The following is a 24786-nucleotide window of genomic DNA, read 5'->3' as shown; positions in this document are numbered from 1 at the left end:
ACATGATGTAATAAGTAAATTAAATTTGAAGATCTTTTTCAAGAATTTATTTTCGATAAAGTGGGTTTAACAGCTGATTCAGCACTGGCTGAGAGCAATTATTTATACAACTCCACAACGAATATAGGAGATACACATGGCGATTCTCAACTACGAAACAGGCCCGATTCAGGCAGAAGCAGCGTTTACTTCAGACTTCCCGGTTGCAAGTGAAATCAAGATGCATGATTTAGTGAATATGCAGGAAATTGAACGTCGCAGCATGGATGTGCGTCCGGGCATGCGCCACAAATATATGCCACTTGGTTTTGACCGTTTTAGTGGTGCGCTTTGGACTGGTGGACGCTACTTGTTTGATACTTGGGAAAATGTAAAAGATTATGAGCGTTTCACCAGCGAAGAATTGGAGTTTGAGCCGAATGTAAAGTTTTGGAGCCGCCCATTTTTCTTGAATGTACAGCGATATATTTGGCGTGTTGCTGGTGCGCATGATTTTAAATCCTTAGCAACATCGCATCATGTTGTTCGTTTTGAGCGGTTTTCGACACAGCATGATCAGTTAGATCAGCTGCTAAAAGAGGTTTGGCCGACTTTGCGAGAGCAAGCGAAGGCGCAAGGTTTGTCCAGTGCTTGGCTGATGTTTAATCAAGATGAAAAGCAAGTCAGTATTGTGACCGTGGCTGCCAAAGTGGATACAGGTAATGCGGCTGAGGATAGCATCAAGGCTTTGGCTAAACTTGAAAGCATGAGCTCTTTGAGTGAATTGTTACCTTCTGAGTTAGAGTTAACGTCACTATTTGACCGAACCAATCCAATACTTGCACAGTGGCTGCCTCTATCTCGTGTTGCAGGCGGTGAACCTTCGGCACATCCGATGTCACCACCATTGGCGGCACCTACCGTCGAACCACAAAAATAAATACGATAAGCTGACAGGGGTCGTGCTCTTGTCAGCATTCATATTGTAGTAAAACAGTCTAGAAAATGTGGTCGTTTGAAGTATCAGGGCTTATTGGAGTGCTAGCAGTGTGTTTTATAATGATCAGTTCTAGTTTGATATACTATGTAATATACAGATTTAGGAAATATATTAAAAAAATGTAATTCTTAATGCGATGTATACTAGGGAGGAGCAGCTATACATATATTTTACAATGATGAGTATTGATGTATCTCGAATATTGTTTGTGAATGAAAAGAATATTAAAGAAATTATCGTAAAATAAAAAAATGATATTTGAAAATTTTTTATGCTCATTTAAAAAAGAATGGACGTTATACAAATTAAAATAAATGGAAAGCTATGGACTCAAAAGAATTAGCTCATCTGCTCAAAAAAGGAATTATTAACGAAAACCTAGAAATTTATAAAGGATTGTTCACAGACTACTCACTATCAGAAATAAAAGATCCTTATTTTATTGATGCAATAAGTTTTTTTAATAATTTGCCAGACGAACATAAGAGAATTTTTTTTTCAATCTTACGACAAGTAATGATTGATTCAATTAGTAATGTATTGGGTGTTATTGATGGCAACTCAAGTTTAGAAGAGCACGATGGTGATTTTTCTTTGCTGTATGATGGTAAGTCACTTGAATATTTACAAGATTATTTTTTATCCCAATTTGAATAAAACCAAAACTTAGGTTTATCTAATAAACTTAATAGAATTAAAAAAATATATAAGTTTAAAGTTGACCAAAAAGTAAATCATCAGTAGCCGAAAGTCACCTTCAGATATGATTCTGCGTTAGCATATCAATTGTTCCAACTTGAGTTATGTACCGAGTCTGTATGCTTTATCCCATGCCCAAGAAAATCCAATTTGCACCTTCTCTATCAAAATGGCAGTTGTCATCAACACAGTCGGTATTGGTGCTGGTTGGTTTACAAAATTTACGCATGCAGCAGGGCATACAAGATACGCAGTTGATGGAAAATTTGATCCAACTGACCAATAAAGCCAAAGCCTTAGAGATTCCCATTGTCGACTTATATGGCGATGATTTACTTCAAGGCATGCAGCAGCTCGGTGAATATGCAACAACACACCCGCAGCTCATCTTTGCAGGGCAAATCACGCCTATGCTGAAACAGATCTTGCCGCACCTATATAGCGTAACCGAGCAAATCTGTATCGTGGATGATGCGATTGTGATGAATAATCTGGAACAGCATATTCAGTGGGTGGGCTCCATATCAGGCCAAGGTATTCATCACATGAGTAGTTATAATTTGATGCGGCTTTGGAATCTGTCAGCACCAACGGAATTCGTTTTGTCAACCAAAGGTATTTTATTGGCTATTGCAGAGCAGCTAGATATGGATGCATTGGAAATAGATCCCTTAATCGATTTACGTAGTTATGGACTCGATTCCGTTGCCATGGTCAGCTTAATTGGGTTGTGGCGTGCCAATGGTGCAAACATCCGTTATGAAGACTTTTTAGATGATGCAAGTCTAGAAGCATTGCTAGAAAAATTGCTCAGTACAGACTAAACAAAGCCAATTGGAATTATTTTTGTTCTAAATCGGAAAATACGTCGGGAAATATGCCTTTGTGCATTGTAATTGTTGGCTAAGCTTTTTATTATTGCCGCCTTGTTTTTCGAGATCAGAACTGGATTGAACTTTGAGTAATTTTCTAACCGAACACCTGATACATCGTGACACTGACTTTATGGTGATCCATAAACCAGCAGGTTTACTCACAGTTCCGGGAAAAACAGTAGATTTACAAGACTGTGTTATCAATCGATTATTACAAATTGAGCCGAATACTTTGCTCATCCATCGTTTGGATCGTGATACCTCAGGTATTTTGGTTTTTGCATTAACCCGTCAAGGGCAAAATCGAATTTCACGCCAGTTCCAAGAACGTCAAACTTCAAAAACATATCAGGCATTGGTTGCGGGTACGCTCGAAGGTGAAGGTACTATCGATGTACCCGTCGTGTATGACCCAGAACATCCGCCACTGCATATTGCCGATCCTGCACATAATAAGCCTGCACTTACGCATTGGAAAGCCACTGAACATTTTGAGATTCAGGGTCAAGCCGTAACACGTGTAGTGTTAACTCCTATTACCGGTCGATCACATCAGCTTCGTGTTCATATGCAATATTTAGGTCATCCTATTGTAGGTGATACTTTATATGCAACAATTGAACAACAACAGCTGATGCCGCGCTTATGTTTACATGCTGAGCGTTTGAGTTTTAACCATCCTGAAACAGAGCAAACAGTGGAATTTCACTGTCCTGTACCATTTTAGGAAAATCATTTAAATCCCTAAGAATTCTGCTCACTATTTAGTGGGCTTTATGTCAAAATATATTGCTTTATGGTCTAGATTTTTGCTCAAATAACGTTCACAGTTTGAGCATAATATTTTCAGACCGAACTTGAGAAAAAGGTGGAAAAATTGCAGCAGTTTGCTATTGGTCAACGTTGGTTATCAGATACAGAAACGGAACTGGGTTTAGGTGTTCTTATTGATGTTGATGAGCGATCGGTCAGCATTTTATTCCCGAAAAGTGATGAAACTCGTGTCTATGCCCGTCACAATGCACCTTTATCTCGTATTGTTTTCAATGTAAATGACGAAGTCCAAGATCAAGAAGGTCAAATTTGGATTGTTGAATCTCTTGAAGACCGTGGTGGTGTGGTTCGTTATAACGCGGTACGTAAACTTGCCGATGGCACAGAAGAGCGTAAAGCACTGAATGAAACACGTATTGGTGCAAGTATTCAGTTAGCAAAACCATTAGATCGTTTGCTTGCAAGCCAAGTGGACTATAAAGAATGGTATGACCTGCGTATCGAAGCACTGCTTCTTCAAGCCAATATGAAGTCTAGCCCTCTACGTGGCTTGGTAGGTTCACGTGTGGGTCTCATTCCACACCAACTGTATATTGCGCATGAAGTGGGTAAACGTTTTGCTCCACGTGTATTACTTGCTGATGAAGTGGGTCTAGGTAAAACCATTGAAGCAGGTCTGATTATTCATCAGCAACTCAAAACGGGTCGTTCAGAACGTATCTTGGTCTTAGTACCTGATTCATTGCAATATCAATGGATGATTGAAATGCGTCGTCGTTTCAATCTTGAGTTCTCATTATTTGATCTGACACGTACAGCATCAATTAAAGAACACGATCCAGATCTAAACCCATTCTTAACAGAACAATGCATCATTGCGAGTGTCGATTTGATGATCGACCATGATGACTTGCGTGAACAAGCCCTTGAAGCTGGGTTTGATTTGCTCGTAGTCGATGAAGCCCATCATTTAATGTGGTCAGAAGAAGAAGGCGGCAATGACCGTTATGACCTTGTTGAAGAACTTGCTGAAAAAACGCCGGGTGTCTTGTTATTAACCGCAACGCCTGAACAATTAGGTGTGGAAAGTCACTTTGCGCGTTTACGTCTGCTCGATCCACAACGTTTTAGTTCGCTAGATCGTTTCTTGGATGAAGAAGAGCAGTATCACCAAACAGCTAAAATTGCTGAAGTGCTGATGTCTGATCTGCCACTCGAAGAAGGGCATTTGGCAGCGATTGAAAGTCTATTAGGTCATCGAATTACTGACGAGCCAGAACAACGCTTCCGTGCCATTCACGAATTATTAGACCGTCATGGTACTGGTCGTATTTTATTCCGTAATACTCGTGAAGCGATTCAAGGCTTCCCGGGGCGTGACTGTCAGCCTGCGCCATTACCTGCACCAGAAAACTGGTCTAAAGATGGCAAGTTACGTGAACAAATGTGGCCAGAAGAAGCGCAGCTTGATGGCTCGTGGATGGAAACCGACCCACGTGTGATGTGGTTGATGGAACGTCTGCGTACAGACTTGAAACACAAAAAAGTGTTATTAATTGCACGTAGTGGTCCAGTGGTTGAGTCTTTAGAAAATGTACTTCGTTTGCATGCGGGTATTCGCACAGCGATGTTCCATGAAGGCATGAGCTTATTAGAGCGTGACCAAGCAGCAGCTTACTTTGCTGAAGAGTCATACGGTGCGCAAATTTTACTATGTTCAGAAATTGGTTCAGAAGGTCGTAACTTCCAGTTTGCATCTGACTTAGTTTTGTTTGACTTGCCTGCCAACCCGGACGTACTTGAACAACGTATTGGTCGTTTAGACCGTATTGGTCAAGAAAATCGTATTCAAATTCATGTGCCTTATCTGGTTGGTACTGCTCAAGAGCGTATGTTCCGTTGGTATAACGAAGCATTAAATATTTTCTGTAATATCTCGCCGACTGCGCAAACCTTACAAGAAAACTTCATCGTCAATCTGAAAGATTGCTTGTTGGCAGATAAAGGCCAAGAGTTTGAAGATTTGCTCGAAGCGGTGAGTGTACAACGTGAAGCACTTGAAGCTGAACTTCAAGAAGGTCGTGACCGTTTACTTGAGTACAACTCTTGCCGTCCAATCGTGGCACAAGAAATTGTGACTGCACTTGAAGACTACGACGACAATACTACGTTACCAATGTTCATGAAGCGCTTCATGGCGTCTACAAACATTGATTTTGATGAGCAAAGTAATGGTACCGTGATCATCAAGCCAACGGATCAAATGCAAGTTCAAGGTCTGACTTTGGACGAAGAAGGTATGACGGCGACGTTCTATCGTGACCAAGCACAGATCCGTGAAGATGCTCAATATTTAACACTTGAGCATCCATTCACTGAAAGTGTGATGGAAATGATTAATACGCAAGGCTTTGGTAGTACCAACGTTGCTGTATTGAAATCGGCCGCTTTACCGCAAGGTTCTGTGTTAATGGAAGTGTGGTTTAAAGTTGATGTCGTTGCACCGAAAGCATTGAATTTGCCGTCAAGTTTGCCACAACAGTTGGTTCGTGTATTACTGAGCGAAAAAGGTCAGGATTTATCGCAAAAAATTGCACCTGAAATTTTACGTCCTTATTTACATCATCTTGATGGTAACAGTTGCCGCCAAGTAGTTAAGGCGCGTCGAGATGTTATTGAACAGCGTTATACGCAAGCGCTGGAAATTGCACGTGGCGCATTACCGGGCTTTAAACAACAAGCCAAAGAAATCTATGGTAGCAAATGGCAGTATGAAATTGACCGCTTGACTTATTTGAAGCAGTTCAACCCAAGTATTCGTGAAGACGAAATTGCACGTTTACAAAAACTGCAAAAAGAAGGTTTAACTCTGCTTGATGGTCTAGCGGTTACACCAGAAGCGATTCAAATTATGGTAGTGGTTAAGCCATAAGTTAAGAATCTTAAAAAAGCACCTTAGGGTGCTTTTTTTTATGGCTAAAATTATAACTGTAAAATTAATCACGACAGATTTACGCTAAATCAAAGTTTTGTATTGTTTATTTTTAATCTAAATTGTCGACATCGGCATAAAAAAAGTAACTATTCTTCAGCAATTCTACAGCTTGATCAAAATCTTCATTTTCATCCAACATATAAAATATGCCATCAAGCTTTGTATAGTCAGGATGATTTTTTGCTAACTGAATTTGGATCGTACTTCGTTCTGCTTGGCTGCGTGTTACATAATGAACACTAAGTAAATTAAAGTCGATGTCATTACATAGCGGCTGTTTTAAGGCAATGGCACCACAATAATCATGTATTTCAGGTAATAAGCGTAGAACTAAATCAGCCTCTTTGCTTTCCGCCACGATGAGCTCTGGGTCTGCAGTCTTACACAAGGCCAGTATTTCTGTTAATAGGGTTGTTTCATCTAGTGTATGGTCTAACACGATGACTTTTTGCGGTTGGGTTAAATCAAAGTCATTTATTAAAATCATAAAACCTCCTGAAAATAGAATGGTTATGCTTTATTTATCTGCGTTATAAAATGAAATGGTGCTACGTTTGGAATCTAAAATTTATAAAAATAGTTTTGAATAATGTGTTTAGTCTAAGAATGTTCTAAAGTTAATCATGGCGTAGAAAAGCACCATTTTCTGATTCGAAGCTCAGTTAAATACTGAAATTTTAAAATAGGGTCTACGCTTCATGGTCATTGCTAGACCCAATATACATGCTTTGATTAGTAAAAGAATCGGCATCGCGACATAAGCTGTCGTGATTGATGTCGATTGAATTATGAAAGTGAAATGATTAAATGTATTTGGACATATAGCGATAACATCATATTCAAATGATTGATCACGAACTGCCTTAATGTCGTGTTTTGATGATTTAGTTAAGTAAAGTTTTGGCTTGGTTAAATTTATACGTCGATGCTAGCGAGTTGTGGGTAGTTCCGTTAAAATGCTTCAAATTTCAGCAGTTCGTTAGAAGAAAATAAAAATATGAAATCCTTAATTACCTTAGGTAGTAAAACGTCACACGGTGGTGTGGTTTCAGAATGTGAACCTTCATTTGTGATTAATGGTATTGCGGTGCATTTAAACGGCATGAAACATTATTGCCCGAAATGTAATTCGACTGTGGCTGCGATCGCGGCAGATCAAAGTACAACGGTAAAGGGGCGAGGTGTTGTGGTTGCTGGAGATAAAACCACTTGTGGCGCAACATTTTTACCGAATCAATCAATGGTCGGTTCACAAAAATAATCTGCAAACTGACTTTGGGGTCATATAGATAAACTCATTGAGTCCTGTTTAAATCGTATAGATCTCTTTATGATGTGGCATCATCAGTTGATTGGATGAGTTTTAGATGAAAAGCGCGATCCATTTTACCCATGCCAATGGTATTCCTGCTGCAAGTTATCGAAAGTTTTTATCCTACTTTGCACCGCAATTTGATGTGAAGGCGATTCCGCTTATTGGTATGGATGAGCGCTATCCGATCACCAATTTCCAAAACAAAAAGTGATTGGGCTTGGGCATTCTTTTGGCTCTTTAGTCACCCTTATGGCGGCTTATAAACGTCCAGATTTGTTTTCACTACTGATTATTATGGATCCACCTTTCGTAATCGGTCCTAAGTCTGCCATTTTTGAAGGTATGCAAAAATTAAAGCTCAAAGCTGTCGATAAACTTACCCCAGCGGCAATTACATTGAAGCGTAATGACCATTGGCCAAATTTGGATGAAGCCTATACGGCACTACGGAATAATCATTTATTTAAAAGTTTTGATCCGCAATGTTTTGAGGATTATTTTGCACAAGGTGTTCGCACTGATGAAAAACGCGGTGGCGTGACCCTCAGCATTCCAAAAGCCGTGGAAGCGCAAATTTTCCGTACAGTACCTGCATGGTGGTGGCGTACTCCACGTAAAGCCCCTCAAATGCCTGTACACCTTATCACTGCAGATAACAGCCATTTTTATAAACAAGGTTTGCCTGACGGAATGAAGAAAACCTATGGTATAGATTATAGTGTAGTTGAAGGTGGGCACATGTTTCCACTTGAGCAGCCGAAACAGACAGCGCTACACGTCATGCAGTACTTACAGCATTAGAAAAATAAATTTTGCTCATAAAAAAGGAGACCTGAACGTCTCCTTTTTTTGACCGTTAACTTTTAGCGAATCTGTGCTTCGTCTAAATGGCGAGCGCCTTCCAGGATCATACGAATCATAATCATGGTTTGTTCGGCAACTTCTTTGCGTTGTTCTGTCGGTAGATCAATGACTTTTGCACCCATGTTAAACACCAATTGGGTAATACCACGTGCCACGATGTCAGGATGAGCCAATTTACTTTGATTTAAACGTTCAAGCACGATTAAATCTTCTCTTAATTCTTGTTGGAAATAGTTAAGTTGACGCTCAACTGCATTTTTATAGGAATGCGAACCAGTATAGCCTTCACGAAGTAAAAGGCTTAAGTTGCCTTCATCGGCATCTAGCTGCTGAATAAATACTTCAACTGAACTACGAATAATACTGCTTTGGCGTGATGCCTGAAGGCGTGCTTCATGCAAAATTTGACGTAACACACCACCAGCTCGATCAATCAACTCAATGGCTAATTCATCAATATCTTTGAAGTGACGATAAAAACTATTTGGAGCAATGCCAGCTTCACGTGCAACTTCACGCAAACTCAGTGATGAAATACTTTTTTGTGGACCAATTAAATTAAGCGCTGCCTGAAACAGTTCTTCCTTGGTAATTGTTGCTTTACGACCTACAGTGCGAACTGCAAGTGGAGTTTCAGCTTCAGAATGTAATTCTTCCTGGTACATGTTAACCATATTCGTCTGTGCAGACTGAGTCATATTTTTTAATAGATTAAAAACATTAACATATTATAGCGTCTGCTAATAGCTTTTGTGAAAATGTCGATTAAATGCACAAGCGTATATACAAATATATATACATGTGTATAATAATTAAAAACCTCCCATGAGTTGTATTTGATTATGCATGTACTCGAAAAAGCAAAAAAGCCTTTAAACGCACTCAAAGACAGTGTTATAGACGTCAATGCGGTGAATTTCTGGTTGCAGAAATTTAATCCGTTATGGTCTGGTAATCAGGCACTCGGCAAAATTGTACAAAAAGAAAATGCAGCAAATGAGATGGTCAGCCTAACTATACAGGTGAACCGTTTGTTTAAAATGGGTGAAGCTGGTCAGCATCATCCTGTTTTTGCTCGTGTAAATGGGATCCGTTACGAACGTACTTATAGTTTGACTCAGTTAGATGATCAACACGTATTACTTAGCGTAAAAAAAGTGAATACGGGTATTGTGAGTACTTGGCTCGTAGAACAAGCGCAAGTGGGTGACATCTTAGAATTTGGTCAGCCTTTTGGTGATATGACTTTGGTGTCAAATTCTGCGCCGTTGCTACTATTGGCTGCGGGTAGTGGTATTACGCCAATGTTGAGTTTGTTGAAAGCGATGAGCAAAACTAAGCAAATTGCGGAGCAACCAATTCAGTTAATGTACTGGGTTAAGTATCACGATGACGCCGCATTCAAAGTACGCTTCGAAGCTTTGGCAAATGAATATCCAAACTTTAAATTTCAAATTTTCTTTACCCAAGAAGAAGTTGCTGATCCACGATTAAATGCCTCTCACGCTGCTCAATTTGACAACATTGAGTACAGTACAGTGTTTGCATGTGGTCCATCGGGTTTCGTCACTCAGGCCGAAGCGTTATTTGATCATGCACAATGCTTTATGAGTGAAGCATTTAGCATGAGCCCAATTGCAACGGATGACATTGGCTTTGTGAATGTCACGCTTACACAATCCAATAAAACCGTCAGTATCCCAAAAGGCCAATCAATTCTAGCCAGTCTTGAGCAGCAAAATATCAAACCAAATCACGGTTGCCGTATGGGCATTTGTAATAAATGTGCCTGCAACAAAGTAGAAGGTTCGACTAAAAATATGGTCAATGGTAGCCAAAATACAGAGCCGGGTAATTTACTCAAAATTTGTGTGAACTCAGCACAGTCAGATCTTGTTATTGATTTATAAGGTAGAAAAAATATGAACATGCCTGTAAAAATTGAATATTTTAAAAATCCTAAAAACCGTGAGTTAACCCAATCGCAATTAGATGAACTTGCGCGTGAGCTTGACGCAATTAAGCAAGAAGTTTTAGATGACTTAGGTGAAAAGGATGCGAAATACATTCGCCGTGTATATTCGACTATTAGATATTCATCTATGGCGGGTCGTGCATTATTGTTTGCAGGTTGGTTTCCGCCAGCGTGGATTTTAGGCACAGGTCTTTTAGGTTTTGCCAAAATCATGGAAAACATGGAATTAGGTCATAATGTCATGCATGGTCAATATGACTGGATGAATGATCCTAAATTCAATGGTCAGACTTATGAATGGGATATCGTGGGTACTGCAGATAACTGGCGCCAAACTCACAATTTTAAACATCATACCTATACCAACATTAAAGGTATGGATGATGATATTGGTTATGGTCTCGTTCGTTTGTTCCCAGAACAGCGTTGGAAGCCGGGCTATCTATTACAACCGATTTATAGCATTCCATTTTGCTTATTGTTCCAATGGGGTGTTGCCATTCAAAACCTTGAATTGGGTAAATACTTTAAAGGTCGCAAAACAAAACAGCAGACCAAAGAAGAATGGAAGCCAATGCAAGCCAAAATCGGCAAGCAATTATTTAAAGACTATGTGTTCTTCCCGCTTATTGCAGGGCCTGCAGCATTACCGGTGCTTACAGGGAACCTAGTGGCAAATGGTCTTCGTAATATTTGGACGTTTAGTATTATTTTCTGTGGTCACTTTACCAAAGATGTTGAAGTTTTCCCGAAAAAAGTACTTGAAAATGAAAGTCGTGGACATTGGTACATGCGCCAAATTCGTGGTTCTTCAAACCTTACTGGTTCAGAAGCATTTCATATTTTGACAGGGCATTTAAGCCATCAGATCGAACACCATTTATACCCAGATGTTCCTGCGCGTCGTTATCGTAAAATGGCGCCAAAAGTACAGGCCGTATGTGAAAAATATGGTTTGAACTATAACAACGCAAGTTTAGTGAAACAGTACGGCAGTGTATTAAAACGTATTGTGAAATATGCGTTTCCATTTAAAAAGTAATAAAAGCTGCACTTGAGTTACTGGATCAAAAAAGCCATGCATTTGCATGGCTTTTTTATATTAACTTTGGGGAAATATCTATTTTACTTTTTGATATGTAATTTGAGGATCTTAATCAAATTCATATAATTTCCTTTTTTAGCCATACGAATGACCAATTCAATTTCTTCTTTCGTCCACATCTGGCGAGTGGCTGAGAAGGCAAATTGAGCAAGGAGTACAAATGGATTTTCGCCAAATTTAATATGGAGGCCTTTGACATATTTCGGTGGATTGAATTGATTCATATTCTTTTCCCGCTTTTAATATTTGACCGCATTATTTATAATTAATGAGAAAAATAGCACACTATAAAGTCAAAATAAAAGCAGAATTTTCAAAATTTACCCATATATTAGAGCGACTTAAATTTAAGATTGTGATTGTTAACTTTGATTAATAAAACAAACTAAATTACTCGACTTTAGTCGAGTTCTGGTAGGCACTTATCCTGTCCATTCATGAAATGGTGGGTGGCCAATTCAAACATGGCGAGGTCTTCATCGCTATTTCCATAGGCATAAACATGCTCATAGTCTTGAAGGTTAAATTGCTCCAAAACGCGAATTTTCTTTTGCTCACCACTACAGTCTAAGGTTTCATATAAACCAGTCAGTATTTGGTCATTGGCTGCTGTTTCGGTACAAATCAGTTTGACCCCGAGCATTTCAGCCACAGGTTTAAGATATAAATCAACGGAGGCCGAAACTAAAACGACTTCATGACCGCGTTTTTGGTGTTGCTGTAATTGTTCATACAGTGAAGGATTGAGTTCTGCCATCAAATGTTCAGCATATTGCGCTGCTTGATTTAAAACCTGCTCATGATTGGCTTGGCTAAACATTGCGGCATATAGGCGAGGACGCATTGCATGTGCAGGATATAGCTTGAGATAATAGCCTTGAATCCAAGGGAGAATTTTAATCCCTTGGCGCACGATATGCCTTTTAGGCAGGGAATAGAAGATGAACCCTGTAAAACTGTCTTTGTTACACAGGGTTCCGTCAAAATCAAATAAGGCTAGAGTTTTAGGTTTTTGATGCGGCGCATGCATGTTTGATAACGTCCATCGACTCGTGTGGCAAACCAATTGGTATTGTAATCACGGCTTAATTTCGGCCCCGAAATTACGACTTCAGGCATCATGGCGTAAAACGGTTCTTTACCAGTCTTTTCTTGGTACAACTTTTTGACCGCTTTATACGTCAAAGTATCTTCGAAGTCCTGATCTTTTTCTTTTTTAAGATCTGAACGAATTTGACGTGGAGTCGCAATCACATTGTTTTCTGCAAAAACGGCAATCAGCGCGGTTTCCGATTGGCTTTTAGCTGAACGTGGAGAACCATCTTTATTATAAAGTAAGAGGTCACCATCTAAACCGAGCTCAGCAGGGGTTAAGTCATTCAACATGCTTTGGAATGCCGCATTACGACTCGAATAACGACCCGAGTTATAATCTGCAAAACGATAAATCGGTTTGTCATATTCAGCCGGATACATCATTAAACGGTGGATGCCATAATACAAACCGCCATATTGGCTATACATGTCTGTGCGTAGTGCGGCAATATTTCCACCTTGGCGTTTGTGGTCTTTGGCATAGCCTATATGGACTTGCATCGAACCCAAAGTAGTAATTGGGTTGAGCTTTTCACCAATATCTTGTCCAACCAGTTTCGCCGCGCCTGTTAACGCACTCACGTGATAATGTTTAGACATATAGTCAAAAATTTCACGATATAGCTCGTCTAGCTCACGTTCAGTTTGAACACGGCGCATTTGGCTGAGATAGTTATCTTCTGGATTTGGCTGATTTTTTAACACATCTTGGAAATAGCCAGCGACTGTACCACCGATGCCATCACCCAATTTATCTTTAAACTTTTCTTCAAGACGATCTTGAACTTCTTTGACGGCTTTTTCACCGAGTCCCGGCACATGTGGGTCAGCAACAAAATTGGACTCTTGATCGACCACAGCAACAATCGTACAGACATTTTCTTTCGTGGTCGGAATACCGAGCTGATCACTAATGTCGTAGATATCATTGGCCCATGACAGACGATCATTCACGCGAGGTGGAATGGCTTTTTTAATCTGTTCCGCTTCCATAGTGGGTTCATCTTTGCTCCACCATGAACCATTACCACAGGCAGCCAAGCCAATGGATAAAGCCAGTACAGAAAGGGATTTAAAGCATAATGTGGTCGAAAAAGTTTTGTTCATATTTTCCAATAGACTCAGCCATATGGGGGCGACAAAGCAGGAGCAGTATACTATGCAAAATACATAAGTAATGAATAAATATGTATATGCCTCATAGGGGACTGTCAATCTATTTATGGAGATCTACGCGTGTAAAAACAAGCAGTTTGGTTAGGATGATTGGAAAAAGAATGCTTTTTGAGCTAAATAGATGAATATTCCAATATCATTTTCAACAGATTATAAAAAATGAAGGTATATACTAGCTGAAATCCATAATTTTTTAAGGGGATTATTATGCCAGCTAAATTTTTCAGTCGTTTCTTAGGTTTGATTGCGTTAGTTATGGTATTGGGGGCAATCGTTATAAACTTTGTTGTGGCTAAACCAATGGTGGAATATTGGATCTTACTCTTACTACCTTGTTTTGCTGTTCCAATTTTAACCTCAGTGATGATCACAAAGGATGAAAATCTTTAACATCATCGTTCAGTAAATTTATATTTCAATCCAATAGATGATGAATACTCAGTCTGTGCAAAAAAGCTCACATCGGGTGGGCTTTTTTGTGAATTAGCCAAAAGTCTTTTATACTATGCAAATGAGAAGGTCAAAACGTCAGCAAAAATTAACAGCTTCAAAAGTTATTTGGTCAACTGAACAAGATGCCGAGTTGATCGAACATGCAGACTTAGCAATGCCTGAGTTAATCCAGCGCTTGGGATTTTGTGAAGAAGATATTTTGCAAAGAAAAGAAATATTAGGTTTAAACCGGCGGGCACGACAAATTCAACGTTTATATTTTAAATAATTGAAGTCAAAATCATTGAAAACGGCGGAACACTTAAAATGCCTGTGAATTTAAAAACCACACAAACTGTGGGTTTTTAAATGTTTACTCAATTATTTTGCAACGGCTTCAGAAGCAGAGGCTACTTCAGTCGCGTCCTGAGCAACTTCCGTTGTTTGAACTTCAGATGCAGCAGCTTCAACTTTTTGTTCTTCAGCAGCAAATGTAGTTGCAGCCGCCGTAGAGATAAGTACAGCAAAAAGTGCTTTATTTAAAGTTTTCATGATTCAATCTTCAGTCTATTTTTGGAAAAAACAACTTAATGTATTAATCATGAGAAACGTGTAATTAAAATAGATTGTTCTGTGTCCAACTTGTGAATTTCAACGAAAAAATTATTAAAATAAATCAGTATTTTGAAGTCTATCACAAAATAAAATGTGCCATTCAATTGCCGTTTATTATTTGAAAGCTTTAAAAAGAAAAACCCGAATAAATCGGGAAGTATATTTTACGTTGTTATTACAGCGAAACTTACCCACTTTTCGCTTAATTACAATTTATCGCTGAAATATGACGCCATGATGAAAGGGAGATTATTCAGCAGGGCATTCAATTTTGAGTTTTTCTTTGTAATAGTCCTGTGCGATCTTCAAATCGTTCAACATTTTATCTTGAGTATAGTCTTGGGCTGCGAGTTTGAGCATGGCAGGCATGTAGTTAGTTTTATATTCATGAGGGTAGTCATGACATAAGACTTGGGTTTTTTCCTTAATAGATGTGCTTGGGGCATCTAAAACATCAAGGTATTGACTGATTTGCGCATCTGACTGCTCAAATTGTTGAGTCGCTTGTTCCGTTGTTAAATCAGCGTTTTGGCTTTCAGCTGCAGCCACCTCGTCATTCGGTTGTTGGCAGGCAGTCAGAATAGAAGCGAAAAATATAAAAGAGAGAATTTTCAATTTATTCATAAAGTTCAACTCACAGATGTGAATTTATCGGGTTTAAGTTTTCAATGATTTTAGCAGTATCCCTCTATAGTAACACCTGTACAGGCAGATCTGCTGAAAGTCTGATGTTGAATCGATAGTGTGTTAACTACATGGCTGATGCATAAGTTTCAACGACTCTTAAGCAAAAGCGTAGAAATTTTTGTTTGGAATTACTAAACTATCGCATTGCAAATTTGCCGTCCAATTCCGAAGCTTCAAATTCCTCAATTCAATCGTTGAGCAATGTTGATATTCATTGTCATCATTCAATTGCATAATCATTGCCATGAAACGTTTTTACGCTCAACAGATTTTGCGAACATAGATTTGAATTTAGCATTGTTAAAAGTGGATTCGAAGATTTCGAATGTGGTTCGGGTATCATTTGCTAAATATAGCTAGAGGTTAAAACATTGAGTCAACATCCTGTCATTCAAGAATTATTCGATCGTCCCATCGAGAGAAAACTGTGGGTGGCACCTATGGCAGGTGGGTTAGATTACGTTACTATTTACAATAACATCCAATTTAATGAGTATAAATAGTGCATTATCTAACCAAAATTATTAACGGACTAACAATTTGCTTCCTAGCATCAGTGAATTGCTATGCTAAAGATGAACCATCAAATGCTAATAATGTAATTGAATTTAAGTGGTACGAAGCCAAAAATTATTACAACAGAATAATGAGAGAGTCTAGAGAAGCCAAAAGGAATGATAGTGATTGTGAGAAAAAACTGGATAGCTGTGATAAAGATATGAAAAGCTATCTTTATTACCCGAAAGCATTAGCTGACGCAAAAGCTCGCTTAGAAGCAGCTGAAAGCAAGCTATATGAGAAAATGTCATTAGAATTTGATGCAGATAATGTTGGTGTTCAGAAAGATTAATACTTTTATAAGAAGCGGCGTAATCAGAAAAGTCTTGTCGCGTTAAATAATAGATATTCTTTTCAGAAATATCTAAACTAGCGATATGCTGTAGTGCTCCTGTTTTTGTCCTAGCAAAACTGTCCGCCTCATCCAAATACTGAAATATGAATTCTCTGAGTGTTTTTGCTTAAGTTGCACCTCAGGGTTCAACATTTTTTCAGGGTGCAATTCAATTTCTGCCTCTGCGCGTTTAATCCACTCATCAGCCAAAGACTTTTAGCTAAATGTTTTGGATTGCTTGAATTCTGGGTAGCCTTGAAGTTGTACGCGGACTTGAGCTCTATACCGAGTTGTACCGTCTTTTGTTTGTCGCTTAGTGACTGTACCTATAAATTTGCAACATTGAAATTTCGTGGTGCAAATAGGTTGCAACTAAAGAGCATTAAAAGTCAATACGAAGCGACTAAACGAAGTTAAACGAGGTTAAAAGATTTTGAGTAAAAACAATGTCATTCAAGAATTATTCGATCGTCCCATCGAGAGAAAACTGTGGGTGGCACCTATGGCAGGGGTTACAGATCGCCCATTTCGTACACTTTGCAAATACTTTGGCGCAGGTCATGCTGTCAGTGAAATGATGACGGCAGATAAGACCTTACGCATGAGTAAAAAGAGTCTTTATCGTGCCAATTTTGATGGTGAGATAGCACCTATCTCAGCTCAAATTGCAGGGTCAGATCCAGCTGAACTGGCTGAAGCCGCTCGCTATCAAGTGGCAAATGGTGCGCAAATTGTCGACATTAATATGGGATGTCCGGCGAAGAAAGTTTGTAATAAGTTGGCAGGTTCTGCGCTGCTCAAAGATGAAGACTTGGTGGCTCGTATTTTAGATGCTGTGGTCGAAGCAGTTGATGTGCCTGTGACCTTAAAAACCCGTTTGGGCTATCTCAATGGTCATGAAAACATTATGCGCGTTGCGAAGCGTGCCGAAGAAGCTGGGATTGCTGCGTTGGCGCTTCATGGTCGTACACGTGAAGATATGTATCTGAATACGGCGCGTTATAGCTTAATTAAAGATGTGAAATCGTTGATCAATATTCCTGTGATTGCCAATGGTGATATTGATACACCTGAAAAAGCTAAATATGTATTGGATTATACCGGTGCCGATGCAGTCATGATTGGTCGTGCAGCTCAAGGTCGCCCATGGATATTCCGTGAAATAGGACATTACCTGACGACAGGTGAGCATATGGCGGCGCCAAGTATTATGGAGGTTCGTGACGTATTGCTTGGACATTTGTCTGAATTATATGGTTTTTATGGCGAATATTCAGGTTGTCGAATTTCACGCAAACATATTGCTTGGTACACCAAGGGTCTACGCTCTAGTAATGAGTTCCGCCAAAATATGTATAAAGTTGAATCTACAGCAGATCAATATAAAGTCGTCGAGAACTATTTTAATCACTTACTTGATCATGGTCAGATCATGAGTGATGTTCAAGTTGATCAGGTCAACTTGCTTGAAACCAAATAATTTAAAGCCAAACGAAGTAGATCTGCATTATTCGATACAAAGTAGGCTGCTTTAAGTTAGTTAGATTGATTTGAAATAGATTTAACTAATTTGATTCACATGATCTGAAACAATTCTTGAATTGTGCATCGATGATGACTTAAATTACATATAAAAAGCCCTCAATGTTGAGGGCTTTTTTGTAGGCATTCATGTTTGAATGTCGCGTTGAGCGAGGTCTTAGTTAAAGCGCATTTCTAAAATCAATTGATTGATCAAGTCAGGTGCTTCCAATTCACGTATTTGAGAGACATTGGTTCCCGCCCAAAAAGCACCATATTCATGTACACCATGCTTGCTAGCAGCGGCATGTAATTGTTTGCCTAAATCATAGCTATATGGGTAAGCCGGGACGGTCGGGCGAGTCGGTGTGTCAATATCTGTGTGCCAGTTATTGATAATGCCACGAGCAGGGCGGCCTGAAATACTCGAAGTGATCTGCGTGATGGGTGCATCAAATAATGCTTTGCGATAAGCTTCATTGGCATTTGATGTTTTGCATTGCACAAAAGCAGTGCCCAATTGAACAGCATCTGCACCCAACTCCATAATTTGATAGGCCTGATGTCCATTCATAATGCCGCCAGCAGCAACAACGGGGCATTGAATATGGCGTTTCAAGAGCTGAACCAAATCACGAGTCTTAACGCTGCTATCAAAGTTTTCATTGAAAATGCCGCGGTGACCACCAGCTTCAATACCTTGAGCAATCACGATATCAATGCCTGCAGCTTCGATCAGTTTAGCTTCTGCTAAGTTGGTTGCAGAAACTAGAGTCAAAATACCCGCTTGTTTCAAGGCTTGGATTTGATGTGGATGTGGAATACCAAAATGGAAGCTTACCGCTTTAGGGCGCGTTTCCAGTAAGAGGTTTAGAAAATGGTCATTGTCTTTAAAGCTTGGATAAATACAGTTCAGTGCTTCAGGAGCTTCTGCATTATATTGAGCAAAGCGTGATTTAAATTGCATGATCCATTTGGCAGCAACTTGTTCATCGAGTTCTACTGTGTCATGACAAAAAAAATTGACCTGAAAAGGTTGTTCAGTGAGTTCTTGAGTTTGTAATATTTGTTGACGTGCATTCTCAACACTGCTTGCACCTAAACCCAGTGAACCAAGTCCACCTTGATTTGACACTTCTGCAGCAAGTTCAGGTGTAGAAACACCTGCCATTGGGGCAAGAAATATAGGGTGTTTGATGCCAAGTTTTTCTAATAAAGTCATGTGCATACTCCAATCACTCTAAATACTTTGCCCAAGCGAGTGAAATTAAGCAAATAATATTCGTTATTTCATATCAAAATGGTCTTATGCTTACACGAAAGTTGTACTTGAAATTAAGCGACACCTCGTGTCGTAGTAATGATGTATGACCCGACTTTTGAGGTGGATCCTTTTAAAATAATGCTGTGTTCACTTTAAATTTTATAATTCTTCCATGTCTGAACGTATCCGTGAAAAACTGCAAATTTTAGCCGATGCTGCCAAATATGATGTCTCATGTTCTTCGAGTGGTAGTAAGCGCCAAAATAAAGACAAAGGTCTGGGTAATACTGGAAACGGTATTTGCCATAGCTATACCGAAGATGGTCGCTGCGTTTCGTTATTAAAAATTCTATTTTCCAATGTCTGTATTTTTGACTGCGCATATTGTGTGTCCCGTCGAAGTAACGACGTAAAGCGCGCAGCATTTACGGTACAGGAAGTGGTCGATTTGACTATGAATTTTTATCGTCGGAACTATATTGAGGGGCTATTTTTAAGTTCGGGGATTTTTAAATCGGCGGATTACACCATGGAACGTATGTTGCAGGTGGTAAAAAAACTGCGTTTAGAAGAAAATTTTAATGGTTATATTCATCTGAAGACCATTCCGGGGGCATCTCAGGAAATCATTACCGAAGCAGGTTTATATGTTGACCGTATGAGCATTAATTTGGAAATGCCGACAGAAGATGGTTTAAAAAAATTTGCACCTGAAAAAAGTCATGTCGAAGTCCAAAAAGACTTAGGTATTGTGCGAGATCGTTTGATTCAATTTAAAGATGAGCGAAAAATAATACGTACAGTCCCCAAATTTGTACCCGCAGGACAAACGACGCAAATGGTGGTGGGCGCACATCAAGAGTCTGACCGTGATGTAATACTGATGGCAGACCGTCATTACAAAGAGTTTAAGCTCAAGCGTGTGTATTACTCGGGTTATATTCCAATTAACGAAGAGGAGCGTGCGCTGCCAGCTGTGGGGTCTGCGCCACCTTTATTACGAGAAAATCGGCTGTATCAAAGTGACTGGTTAATGCGTTTTTATGGGTTTGAAGCGACGGAATTGGTCGATGAAGAGCATCCAAATTTAGAATTGGATATTGACCCTAAATTAGCGTGGGCACTGCGTCATCCCGAGCAATTTCCCGTGGATATCAATCGTGCTGAATATCAAATGATCTTACGTGTGCCGGGCATCGGTGTGCGTTCTGCTAAAAAAATTGTTCAAGCACGACGTTTTGGTAAAATTCATATCGACCAATTAAAACGTATGGGTATTTCCTACAACAGAGCACAACATTTTATACGCTGTGAAGATTCACCTAAATTTATTCGTGAACAACAGCCTCATCAAATAAGACAGCAGATTTTGCAAAGTGGCCAGTCGAAATATACGCAGCAAATTTCTCCACAATTGAACTTCGGTTTTTAGGATACAGTCGTGAGTATTTATGTCTTTGATGGCACGATGACAGGATTGTTAAGTTGTGTTTTTCGGGCCTTTCAATTTAAGCAATTTGACATTCAGATTTGTACAGATGGGCAAGTGCAGGCAGGTCTTTTCGCCGATGTCATTGATGTGGCTAGTCATGATGAACAAGCACAGCGAGTATGGCAAGGATTAATGCTCAAAGCATCTGAAAGTGCTTTGAAGCAGTTTTATTATGCGTTTTTATCCGAGCAGCAGCAGGCTTTTCAGCATTGTTTTAATTTTGCGATTTATGTGTTCCAGCAACAGCGTGATGTGTCTAAAAACTATGGTCATGCTGATGTATTAGGGATGAGCCAGTGGGCGAAGCAAGTGGGGCGTGAAAAGCACCGAATGGAAGCTTTTGTGCGTTTTAAAAAATGTCAGGATGGCTTGTTTATCAGTTTAGTCTCACCTGACTTTAATGTATTGCCTTTGATCGAACGGCATTTTAAATCACGCTATCAAGATCAACGTTGGCTGATTTACGATGAAAAACGCAATTATGGCATTTATTATGATTTAAAACAGGTGCATCAAGTGGATATGGATGCCACAACCATAGATAGGCAAATACAATCAGGCCATAGTCAATCCTTTAATATCGAACTGGATGATGATGAGGTTTTGTATGATCAGCTTTGGAAAGATTATTTTAGAAGTGTCAATATTGAAGCCCGACGTAATATGAAATTACATGTGCAGTATGTGCCACGTCGTTATTGGCGTTATATGAATGAGAAAGCGATTTAAGTGTGAATCATCTAGTTGTTTTCGGGCATAATGATCGAGCTTTTGATTGTTTAAGTGAGACTTTGATGAAATTATTTCTTGTTACAACCGTTCTGACGGCAATGACGCTCACGGCGTGTTCTGCAAATGAACAAGAAAAGAAAACATTCAATCCGCAAAGTTATCAAGTTGCCGATACAGCGGGATTACAACAACGCTTTGAACAATTAAATCAGACTCTAGCAGCTGATTTTAGCCAACTAAAAAAAGTAGAAAGTATGGCTTTTTCAGATCAATCCGCTTTAGATGTTCATAACTTAAAAACTTTAAATCAGCATTTTGTTGCCAACACCGCTTTAAAAAGCTCAAAAATTGCCTATTGCGAAGTAATGAATCATTATTTTTCTGAAATGTATCATCTCGGACATGTGAACTTGGCCTTGGTGAAAGACGTTAAACTGCCAAATGCCGCAAACGAAGATTTGAGTCAGGTATTTGCGAATACAGACCAATTTTATGATTTTATTATCAACCGCTATACCACATATAAACAGGCACAAGAAACCATGCAATATGGTTGTAATCTAAAAGCCGCACTAGCAGATTAAAAAAAGCCCCTCAATGAGGGGCTTTTTTTACAGAAATTAGCAGCCCGTTAACTTTTCCGGTTGTGGACGTTCGCCAGGGAAGAAGATTGGACGTAGTTTGACGCCGATACCGTTCCCAATGAAGGCAAATACTAACCATAACCAGCCGTGTAAACTCCCTGAAGCAATACCGCTGAAATACGCACCAATATTACAACCGTATGCTAAACGTGCGCCATAACCCAACATCAAACCACCGATCACAGCTGCTAGCAGTGAGCGTTTTGGGATATTAAAGTTCGGTGCAAATTTACCAGCAAGGCTCGCTGCGAGTAATGCACCGAGCATGATGCCGAAATTCATCATTGACGTGATATCAAACCATAATGACTCGGTCAGTGCTTTTGCATTTGCAGGTTGCTGCCAATATGCCCAAGATGCAACATCAATCCCCATAACACTTGCTGATTTTGCGGCCCAAACGGCTAAGGCAGAGGTCACGCCCCAAGGACGGCCCGCAAGTGCGAGTGTGGCAAAGTTCAGTAAAGTCAGGATAATTCCACCCCAAACCAATGGCCATGGACCACGTAGAAAGCGTTTCCAGCCGTATTGGTTAGCTTGCGGCTCTACTTCAAGCTGACCATGGCGTTTCTTTTCAAAGTAAACTGTTGCTGCGGCAATCAATGCAAAGAACACAAAGTTTAAAACCAGTGCAGGGACTACACCAAAGCTTTTGACTAAAGAAATCGGTTCAAAGTGGGGAAGGTCAAACCACCATTGAATATGTGAAGTTGCAATCAATGAACCTGTACAGAAGAAGATCAGCGTTACAATCATACGTGCGCTACCTGCGCCCACAGTGTACAGGGTCCCTGATGCACAGCCACCGCCAAGTTGCATACCAATACCAAAAATAAAGGCACCGATCATCACGGACATTGAAACAGGATTAACGTTACCTTTGACTGGGTTGCCAAATAATTCACCCGCACCTAAAGCAGGGAAGAAGAGCAATACAGCCAAAGCCAACATGATCATTTGTGCACGTAAGCCACGACCACGGCGTTCTTTAATGAAGACACGCCAACTCGAGGTAAAACCAAAAGATGCGTGATAAAGGGTCATACCCAAAGCACCACCAATTAAAAATAGCAATGCTTGGTTAACGCCCACAACCAGATAAGCACCAATGGTGCCTAAAATTAATAAAACAAAAGCCACCCAAATCGATACATTGGATCGATTGGCTGGCGCAGCAATAACAGACATGGAGAAAAAAGCTTAAAAAATGTAGCTCTATTTTACGGTTTTTATATATTGTAAAAATGAATATTGTTGAAAAATCACACAATCATTGCTGCGTATAATTGATTTAACATATATAAAAAACTGATAAAACGAGCGTTAAACTGGATTTACATTAAATAAAGAACCAATCCAACTTGAAAATAGCATGGCTGCAATGCCCCAGAGTGCAACACGTAGACTGCCTTTCAACATAGAAGTACCTGCTGCATAACTGGCTAAGGCACCGAGGAGTGCTAGAGAAATCACACCAACGGCCATAACGGTTTTTTCAATATGCATGTCAGCACTGATCAAGATCGCAACCATCGGAAATATTGCACCAATTGAAAAGGCTAAAGCCGATGATAGCGCTGCTTGAACGGGTTTTGCTGCGGTATTGTCATGGATTCCAATTTCATCTCGGGCGTGGGCTTCAAGTGCATCATGTGCAGTTAATTGGACTGCGACTTCATGGGCCAGTGTAGGCTCTAAACCACGTTGAATATAAATTTGGGTAAGTTCTTTAAGTTCTAGCTCAGGGTTCTTTTGCAGTTCTTTATGCTCCATGTGAAGATCTGCTTTTTCGACGTCTTCTTGAGATTTCACAGAGATATATTCGCCCGCCGCCATAGAGGTTGCACCAGAGATGAGTCCTGCAATGCAGGTAATGAGTAAGGTATGGCTAGAAGCACCACTTGCAGCCATGCCCATAATTAAACTAGTGACGGAGATAATGCCATCATTTGCACCGAGTACAGATGCACGTAGCCAACCCGTACGTTCCATAAAATGTTTTTCGGCATGATGTGAGTAAGACATTATTTTCTCTAAGTTTGTTATTTATATGACCTCATAAGATTGACCTGACATCGGTTAAATTTCAAGTTAAAAATAGATTGAAACAGTAAGTTGAATAAAATACAGATATAAAAAAAGCACCCGAAGGTGCTTTTTTTATAAAATGCTTATTGCTGCGCTTTTTCTTTCACGTCAGCTGCACCTTGTTCAACAGCACCTGCTGTTGCAGCAGTTGCGTCTTTAGCTGCTTCTTTGGCATTGTGTGCAGCAGCTTCAGCATTTTCTGCAGCATTTTCGGCTGCTGTCGCAGTTGCAGTTGCAGCATTATCAACAGCAGTAGCTGTCGCAGTTGCCGCATCTGAAGTTGCATCAGCGATGTCATGGCCTGCTTGGTCAGCAGCGTTTTCTAAGTGTTCACCAGTTGTTGCACCTGTTTCTGGCGCTTTGTCTTTATTACAGCCAACAAGTGCAACAGTTGCAGCCAAACCTAAAGCAACAAGTAATTTATTCATTTTGATCTTTCCTTTTTTTGTTATGCCCGTAGCATGGGCTGAATTTATATTAGCTGAAAAAATATTCAAAAATCGATCAAAAATTGTTGATTTAGTGTTATTTTATCTAGCTTATTTTGTAGTTTGAAAGGCTTTATAT

26 protein-coding genes and 2 pseudogenes are annotated in these 24786 nt (G+C 39.7%); 16 read left to right on the top strand and 12 right to left on the bottom strand.

Annotation, left to right across the window (positions count from 1 at the left end):
* The first annotated feature begins 136 nt into the window (after positions 1-136).
* The 5 genes from FTV50_RS06190 (at position 137) to rapA (ending at position 6259) form a co-directional block, all read left to right on the top strand.
* Positions 137-919 (top strand): hypothetical protein, encoded by a 783-nt coding sequence (locus tag FTV50_RS06190; protein WP_180023853.1) that lies wholly within the window; start codon positions 137-139, stop codon positions 917-919.
* 384 nt (positions 920-1303) lie between these two features.
* Positions 1304-1636, top strand: a complete 333-nt coding sequence (locus FTV50_RS06185) for a hypothetical protein (protein WP_180023852.1) — start codon at positions 1304-1306, stop codon at positions 1634-1636.
* Between the two features lie 161 nt (positions 1637-1797).
* Positions 1798-2502 carry a phosphopantetheine-binding protein gene (locus FTV50_RS06180; protein WP_180023851.1) on the top strand — a complete coding sequence of 235 codons (705 nt, stop codon included), beginning with the start codon at positions 1798-1800 and terminating at the stop codon, positions 2500-2502.
* A 133-nt stretch (positions 2503-2635) separates the two neighbouring features.
* Complete coding sequence (locus FTV50_RS06175; protein ID WP_180023850.1) at positions 2636-3280, top strand: RluA family pseudouridine synthase; 645 nt, start codon at positions 2636-2638, stop codon at positions 3278-3280.
* A gap of 141 nt (positions 3281-3421) precedes the next feature.
* Entirely contained in the window at positions 3422-6259 is a 2838-nt protein-coding gene (gene rapA, locus FTV50_RS06170) for an RNA polymerase-associated protein RapA (protein WP_180023849.1), read from the top strand.
* A 112-nt stretch (positions 6260-6371) separates the two neighbouring features.
* On the opposite strand, the gene FTV50_RS06165 is transcribed toward rapA, so the two are convergent.
* Positions 6372-6809, bottom strand: coding sequence for a hypothetical protein (locus FTV50_RS06165; protein WP_180023848.1), 438 nt, complete (start codon positions 6807-6809; stop codon positions 6372-6374).
* Positions 6810-7319: 510 nt separating this feature from the next.
* On the opposite strand from FTV50_RS06165, the gene FTV50_RS06160 reads away from it, so the two are divergent.
* Positions 7320-7583: a PAAR domain-containing protein gene (locus FTV50_RS06160; protein WP_078193592.1), complete on the top strand. Its 264-nt coding sequence runs from the start codon at positions 7320-7322 to the stop codon at positions 7581-7583.
* Between the two features lie 106 nt (positions 7584-7689).
* A pseudogene (locus FTV50_RS06155) lies at positions 7690-8438 on the top strand (alpha/beta fold hydrolase).
* Between the two features lie 62 nt (positions 8439-8500).
* Here FTV50_RS06155 and fabR read toward each other — a convergent pair.
* Positions 8501-9175: an HTH-type transcriptional repressor FabR gene (gene fabR / locus FTV50_RS06150; RefSeq protein WP_372491111.1), complete on the bottom strand. Its 675-nt coding sequence runs from the start codon at positions 9173-9175 to the stop codon at positions 8501-8503.
* A gap of 168 nt (positions 9176-9343) precedes the next feature.
* Here fabR and FTV50_RS06145 point away from each other — a divergent pair, with 168 nt between their 5' ends.
* Entirely contained in the window at positions 9344-10411 is a 1068-nt protein-coding gene (locus tag FTV50_RS06145; protein ID WP_180023847.1) for a ferredoxin reductase, read from the top strand.
* A 12-nt stretch (positions 10412-10423) separates the two neighbouring features.
* Positions 10424-11518 carry an acyl-CoA desaturase gene (locus tag FTV50_RS06140; protein ID WP_078193588.1) on the top strand — a complete coding sequence of 365 codons (1095 nt, stop codon included), beginning with the start codon at positions 10424-10426 and terminating at the stop codon, positions 11516-11518.
* Between the two features lie 83 nt (positions 11519-11601).
* On the opposite strand, the gene FTV50_RS06135 is transcribed toward FTV50_RS06140, so the two are convergent.
* The 3 genes from FTV50_RS06135 to FTV50_RS06125 form a co-directional block, all read right to left on the bottom strand.
* Complete coding sequence (locus FTV50_RS06135) at positions 11602-11805, bottom strand: hypothetical protein (RefSeq protein WP_078188800.1); 204 nt, start codon at positions 11803-11805, stop codon at positions 11602-11604.
* Positions 11806-11981: 176 nt separating this feature from the next.
* Complete coding sequence (locus FTV50_RS06130; RefSeq protein WP_180023846.1) at positions 11982-12611, bottom strand: HAD-IB family hydrolase; 630 nt, start codon at positions 12609-12611, stop codon at positions 11982-11984.
* A complete protein-coding gene (locus FTV50_RS06125; protein ID WP_180023845.1) occupies positions 12578-13783 on the bottom strand; it encodes a DUF1615 family protein in 1206 nt (401 codons plus the stop codon). Before FTV50_RS06125 ends, FTV50_RS06130 begins: the two co-directional genes overlap by 34 nt.
* Before the next feature lie 276 nt (positions 13784-14059).
* On the opposite strand from FTV50_RS06125, the gene FTV50_RS06120 reads away from it, so the two are divergent.
* Positions 14060-14242, top strand: coding sequence for a hypothetical protein (locus FTV50_RS06120; RefSeq protein WP_078193584.1), 183 nt, complete (start codon positions 14060-14062; stop codon positions 14240-14242).
* Positions 14243-14357: 115 nt separating this feature from the next.
* Positions 14358-14573: an acyl-CoA thioesterase gene (locus tag FTV50_RS06115; protein ID WP_249748744.1), complete on the top strand. Its 216-nt coding sequence runs from the start codon at positions 14358-14360 to the stop codon at positions 14571-14573.
* A 92-nt stretch (positions 14574-14665) separates the two neighbouring features.
* Here FTV50_RS06115 and FTV50_RS06110 read toward each other — a convergent pair whose 3' ends face one another.
* A complete protein-coding gene (locus tag FTV50_RS06110; protein ID WP_180023844.1) occupies positions 14666-14836 on the bottom strand; it encodes a hypothetical protein in 171 nt (56 codons plus the stop codon).
* A gap of 312 nt (positions 14837-15148) precedes the next feature.
* Entirely contained in the window at positions 15149-15523 is a 375-nt protein-coding gene (locus tag FTV50_RS06105) for a hypothetical protein (RefSeq protein ID WP_180023843.1), read from the bottom strand.
* A 565-nt stretch (positions 15524-16088) separates the two neighbouring features.
* Between FTV50_RS06105 and FTV50_RS06100 the strand changes: the two genes are divergently transcribed.
* Positions 16089-16436 carry a hypothetical protein gene (locus tag FTV50_RS06100; RefSeq protein WP_180023842.1) on the top strand — a complete coding sequence of 116 codons (348 nt, stop codon included), beginning with the start codon at positions 16089-16091 and terminating at the stop codon, positions 16434-16436.
* A 16-nt stretch (positions 16437-16452) separates the two neighbouring features.
* Here FTV50_RS06100 and FTV50_RS16680 read toward each other — a convergent pair.
* Positions 16453-16808, bottom strand: a pseudogene (locus FTV50_RS16680) (site-specific integrase); the annotation flags it as partial.
* A 103-nt stretch (positions 16809-16911) separates the two neighbouring features.
* On the opposite strand from FTV50_RS16680, the gene dusB reads away from it, so the two are divergent.
* Positions 16912-17958, top strand: a complete 1047-nt coding sequence (dusB, locus tag FTV50_RS06095) for a tRNA dihydrouridine synthase DusB (RefSeq protein ID WP_180003824.1) — start codon at positions 16912-16914, stop codon at positions 17956-17958.
* A 219-nt stretch (positions 17959-18177) separates the two neighbouring features.
* Here the strand turns inward: dusB and FTV50_RS06090 are convergent, their stop codons facing one another.
* Positions 18178-19221, bottom strand: coding sequence for a nitronate monooxygenase family protein (locus FTV50_RS06090; protein ID WP_180023841.1), 1044 nt, complete (start codon positions 19219-19221; stop codon positions 18178-18180).
* A gap of 214 nt (positions 19222-19435) precedes the next feature.
* Between FTV50_RS06090 and FTV50_RS06085 the strand changes: the two genes are divergently transcribed.
* The 3 genes from FTV50_RS06085 (at position 19436) to FTV50_RS06075 (ending at position 22071) form a co-directional block, all read left to right on the top strand.
* The gene (locus FTV50_RS06085) at positions 19436-20695 is read left to right on the top strand and encodes a putative DNA modification/repair radical SAM protein (protein WP_078193581.1); all 1260 of its coding nucleotides are present in this window, start codon (positions 19436-19438) and stop codon (positions 20693-20695) included.
* Positions 20696-20704: 9 nt separating this feature from the next.
* Positions 20705-21484 (top strand): TIGR03915 family putative DNA repair protein, encoded by a 780-nt coding sequence (locus tag FTV50_RS06080; RefSeq protein ID WP_180023840.1) that lies wholly within the window; start codon positions 20705-20707, stop codon positions 21482-21484.
* 65 nt (positions 21485-21549) lie between these two features.
* A complete protein-coding gene (locus tag FTV50_RS06075) occupies positions 21550-22071 on the top strand; it encodes a hypothetical protein (protein WP_180023839.1) in 522 nt (173 codons plus the stop codon).
* Between the two features lie 36 nt (positions 22072-22107).
* Here the strand turns inward: FTV50_RS06075 and FTV50_RS06070 are convergent, their stop codons facing one another.
* From FTV50_RS06070 to FTV50_RS06060, 3 genes are all read right to left on the bottom strand, one after another.
* Positions 22108-23319: a YeeE/YedE family protein gene (locus FTV50_RS06070; RefSeq protein ID WP_180023838.1), complete on the bottom strand. Its 1212-nt coding sequence runs from the start codon at positions 23317-23319 to the stop codon at positions 22108-22110.
* 135 nt (positions 23320-23454) lie between these two features.
* Positions 23455-24156: a VIT family protein gene (locus tag FTV50_RS06065; protein WP_180010154.1), complete on the bottom strand. Its 702-nt coding sequence runs from the start codon at positions 24154-24156 to the stop codon at positions 23455-23457.
* Positions 24157-24302: 146 nt separating this feature from the next.
* Positions 24303-24647, bottom strand: a complete 345-nt coding sequence (locus FTV50_RS06060; protein ID WP_078193577.1) for a hypothetical protein — start codon at positions 24645-24647, stop codon at positions 24303-24305.
* Positions 24648-24786 lie beyond the last annotated feature (139 nt).

Origin of the sequence: Acinetobacter sp. YH1901134, from assembly GCF_013416965.1 — a bacterium.
GTDB lineage: Bacteria > Pseudomonadota > Gammaproteobacteria > Pseudomonadales > Moraxellaceae > Acinetobacter > Acinetobacter amyesii.
The sequence above is the reverse complement of the archived record's forward strand: the minus strand, read 5'-3'. Positions and strand labels throughout refer to the sequence as shown.

Excerpts from the sequence above, each read along its gene's own strand:
- FTV50_RS06190 (WP_180023853.1), top strand. The coding sequence starts at position 137 with ATGGCGATTCTCAACTACGAAACAGGCCCGATTCAGGCAGAAGCAGCG.
- FTV50_RS06185 (WP_180023852.1), top strand. The coding sequence starts at position 1,304 with ATGGACTCAAAAGAATTAGCTCATCTGCTCAAAAAAGGAATTATTAAC.
- FTV50_RS06180 (WP_180023851.1), top strand. The coding sequence starts at position 1,798 with ATGCTTTATCCCATGCCCAAGAAAATCCAATTTGCACCTTCTCTATCA.
- FTV50_RS06165 (WP_180023848.1), bottom strand. The coding sequence starts at position 6,809 with ATGATTTTAATAAATGACTTTGATTTAACCCAACCGCAAAAAGTCATC.
- FTV50_RS06160 (WP_078193592.1), top strand. The coding sequence starts at position 7,320 with ATGAAATCCTTAATTACCTTAGGTAGTAAAACGTCACACGGTGGTGTG.
- fabR (WP_372491111.1), bottom strand. The coding sequence starts at position 9,175 with ATGGTTAACATGTACCAGGAAGAATTACATTCTGAAGCTGAAACTCCA.
- FTV50_RS06145 (WP_180023847.1), top strand. The coding sequence starts at position 9,344 with ATGCATGTACTCGAAAAAGCAAAAAAGCCTTTAAACGCACTCAAAGAC.
- FTV50_RS06140 (WP_078193588.1), top strand. The coding sequence starts at position 10,424 with ATGAACATGCCTGTAAAAATTGAATATTTTAAAAATCCTAAAAACCGT.
- FTV50_RS06135 (WP_078188800.1), bottom strand. The coding sequence starts at position 11,805 with ATGAATCAATTCAATCCACCGAAATATGTCAAAGGCCTCCATATTAAA.
- FTV50_RS06130 (WP_180023846.1), bottom strand. The coding sequence starts at position 12,611 with ATGCATGCGCCGCATCAAAAACCTAAAACTCTAGCCTTATTTGATTTT.
- FTV50_RS06125 (WP_180023845.1), bottom strand. The coding sequence starts at position 13,783 with ATGAACAAAACTTTTTCGACCACATTATGCTTTAAATCCCTTTCTGTA.
- FTV50_RS06120 (WP_078193584.1), top strand. The coding sequence starts at position 14,060 with ATGCCAGCTAAATTTTTCAGTCGTTTCTTAGGTTTGATTGCGTTAGTT.
- FTV50_RS06115 (WP_249748744.1), top strand. The coding sequence starts at position 14,358 with ATGCAAATGAGAAGGTCAAAACGTCAGCAAAAATTAACAGCTTCAAAA.
- FTV50_RS06110 (WP_180023844.1), bottom strand. The coding sequence starts at position 14,836 with ATGAAAACTTTAAATAAAGCACTTTTTGCTGTACTTATCTCTACGGCG.
- FTV50_RS06105 (WP_180023843.1), bottom strand. The coding sequence starts at position 15,523 with ATGAATAAATTGAAAATTCTCTCTTTTATATTTTTCGCTTCTATTCTG.
- FTV50_RS06090 (WP_180023841.1), bottom strand. The coding sequence starts at position 19,221 with ATGACTTTATTAGAAAAACTTGGCATCAAACACCCTATATTTCTTGCC.
- FTV50_RS06085 (WP_078193581.1), top strand. The coding sequence starts at position 19,436 with ATGTCTGAACGTATCCGTGAAAAACTGCAAATTTTAGCCGATGCTGCC.
- FTV50_RS06075 (WP_180023839.1), top strand. The coding sequence starts at position 21,550 with ATGAAATTATTTCTTGTTACAACCGTTCTGACGGCAATGACGCTCACG.
- FTV50_RS06070 (WP_180023838.1), bottom strand. The coding sequence starts at position 23,319 with ATGTCTGTTATTGCTGCGCCAGCCAATCGATCCAATGTATCGATTTGG.
- FTV50_RS06065 (WP_180010154.1), bottom strand. The coding sequence starts at position 24,156 with ATGTCTTACTCACATCATGCCGAAAAACATTTTATGGAACGTACGGGT.
- FTV50_RS06060 (WP_078193577.1), bottom strand. The coding sequence starts at position 24,647 with ATGAATAAATTACTTGTTGCTTTAGGTTTGGCTGCAACTGTTGCACTT.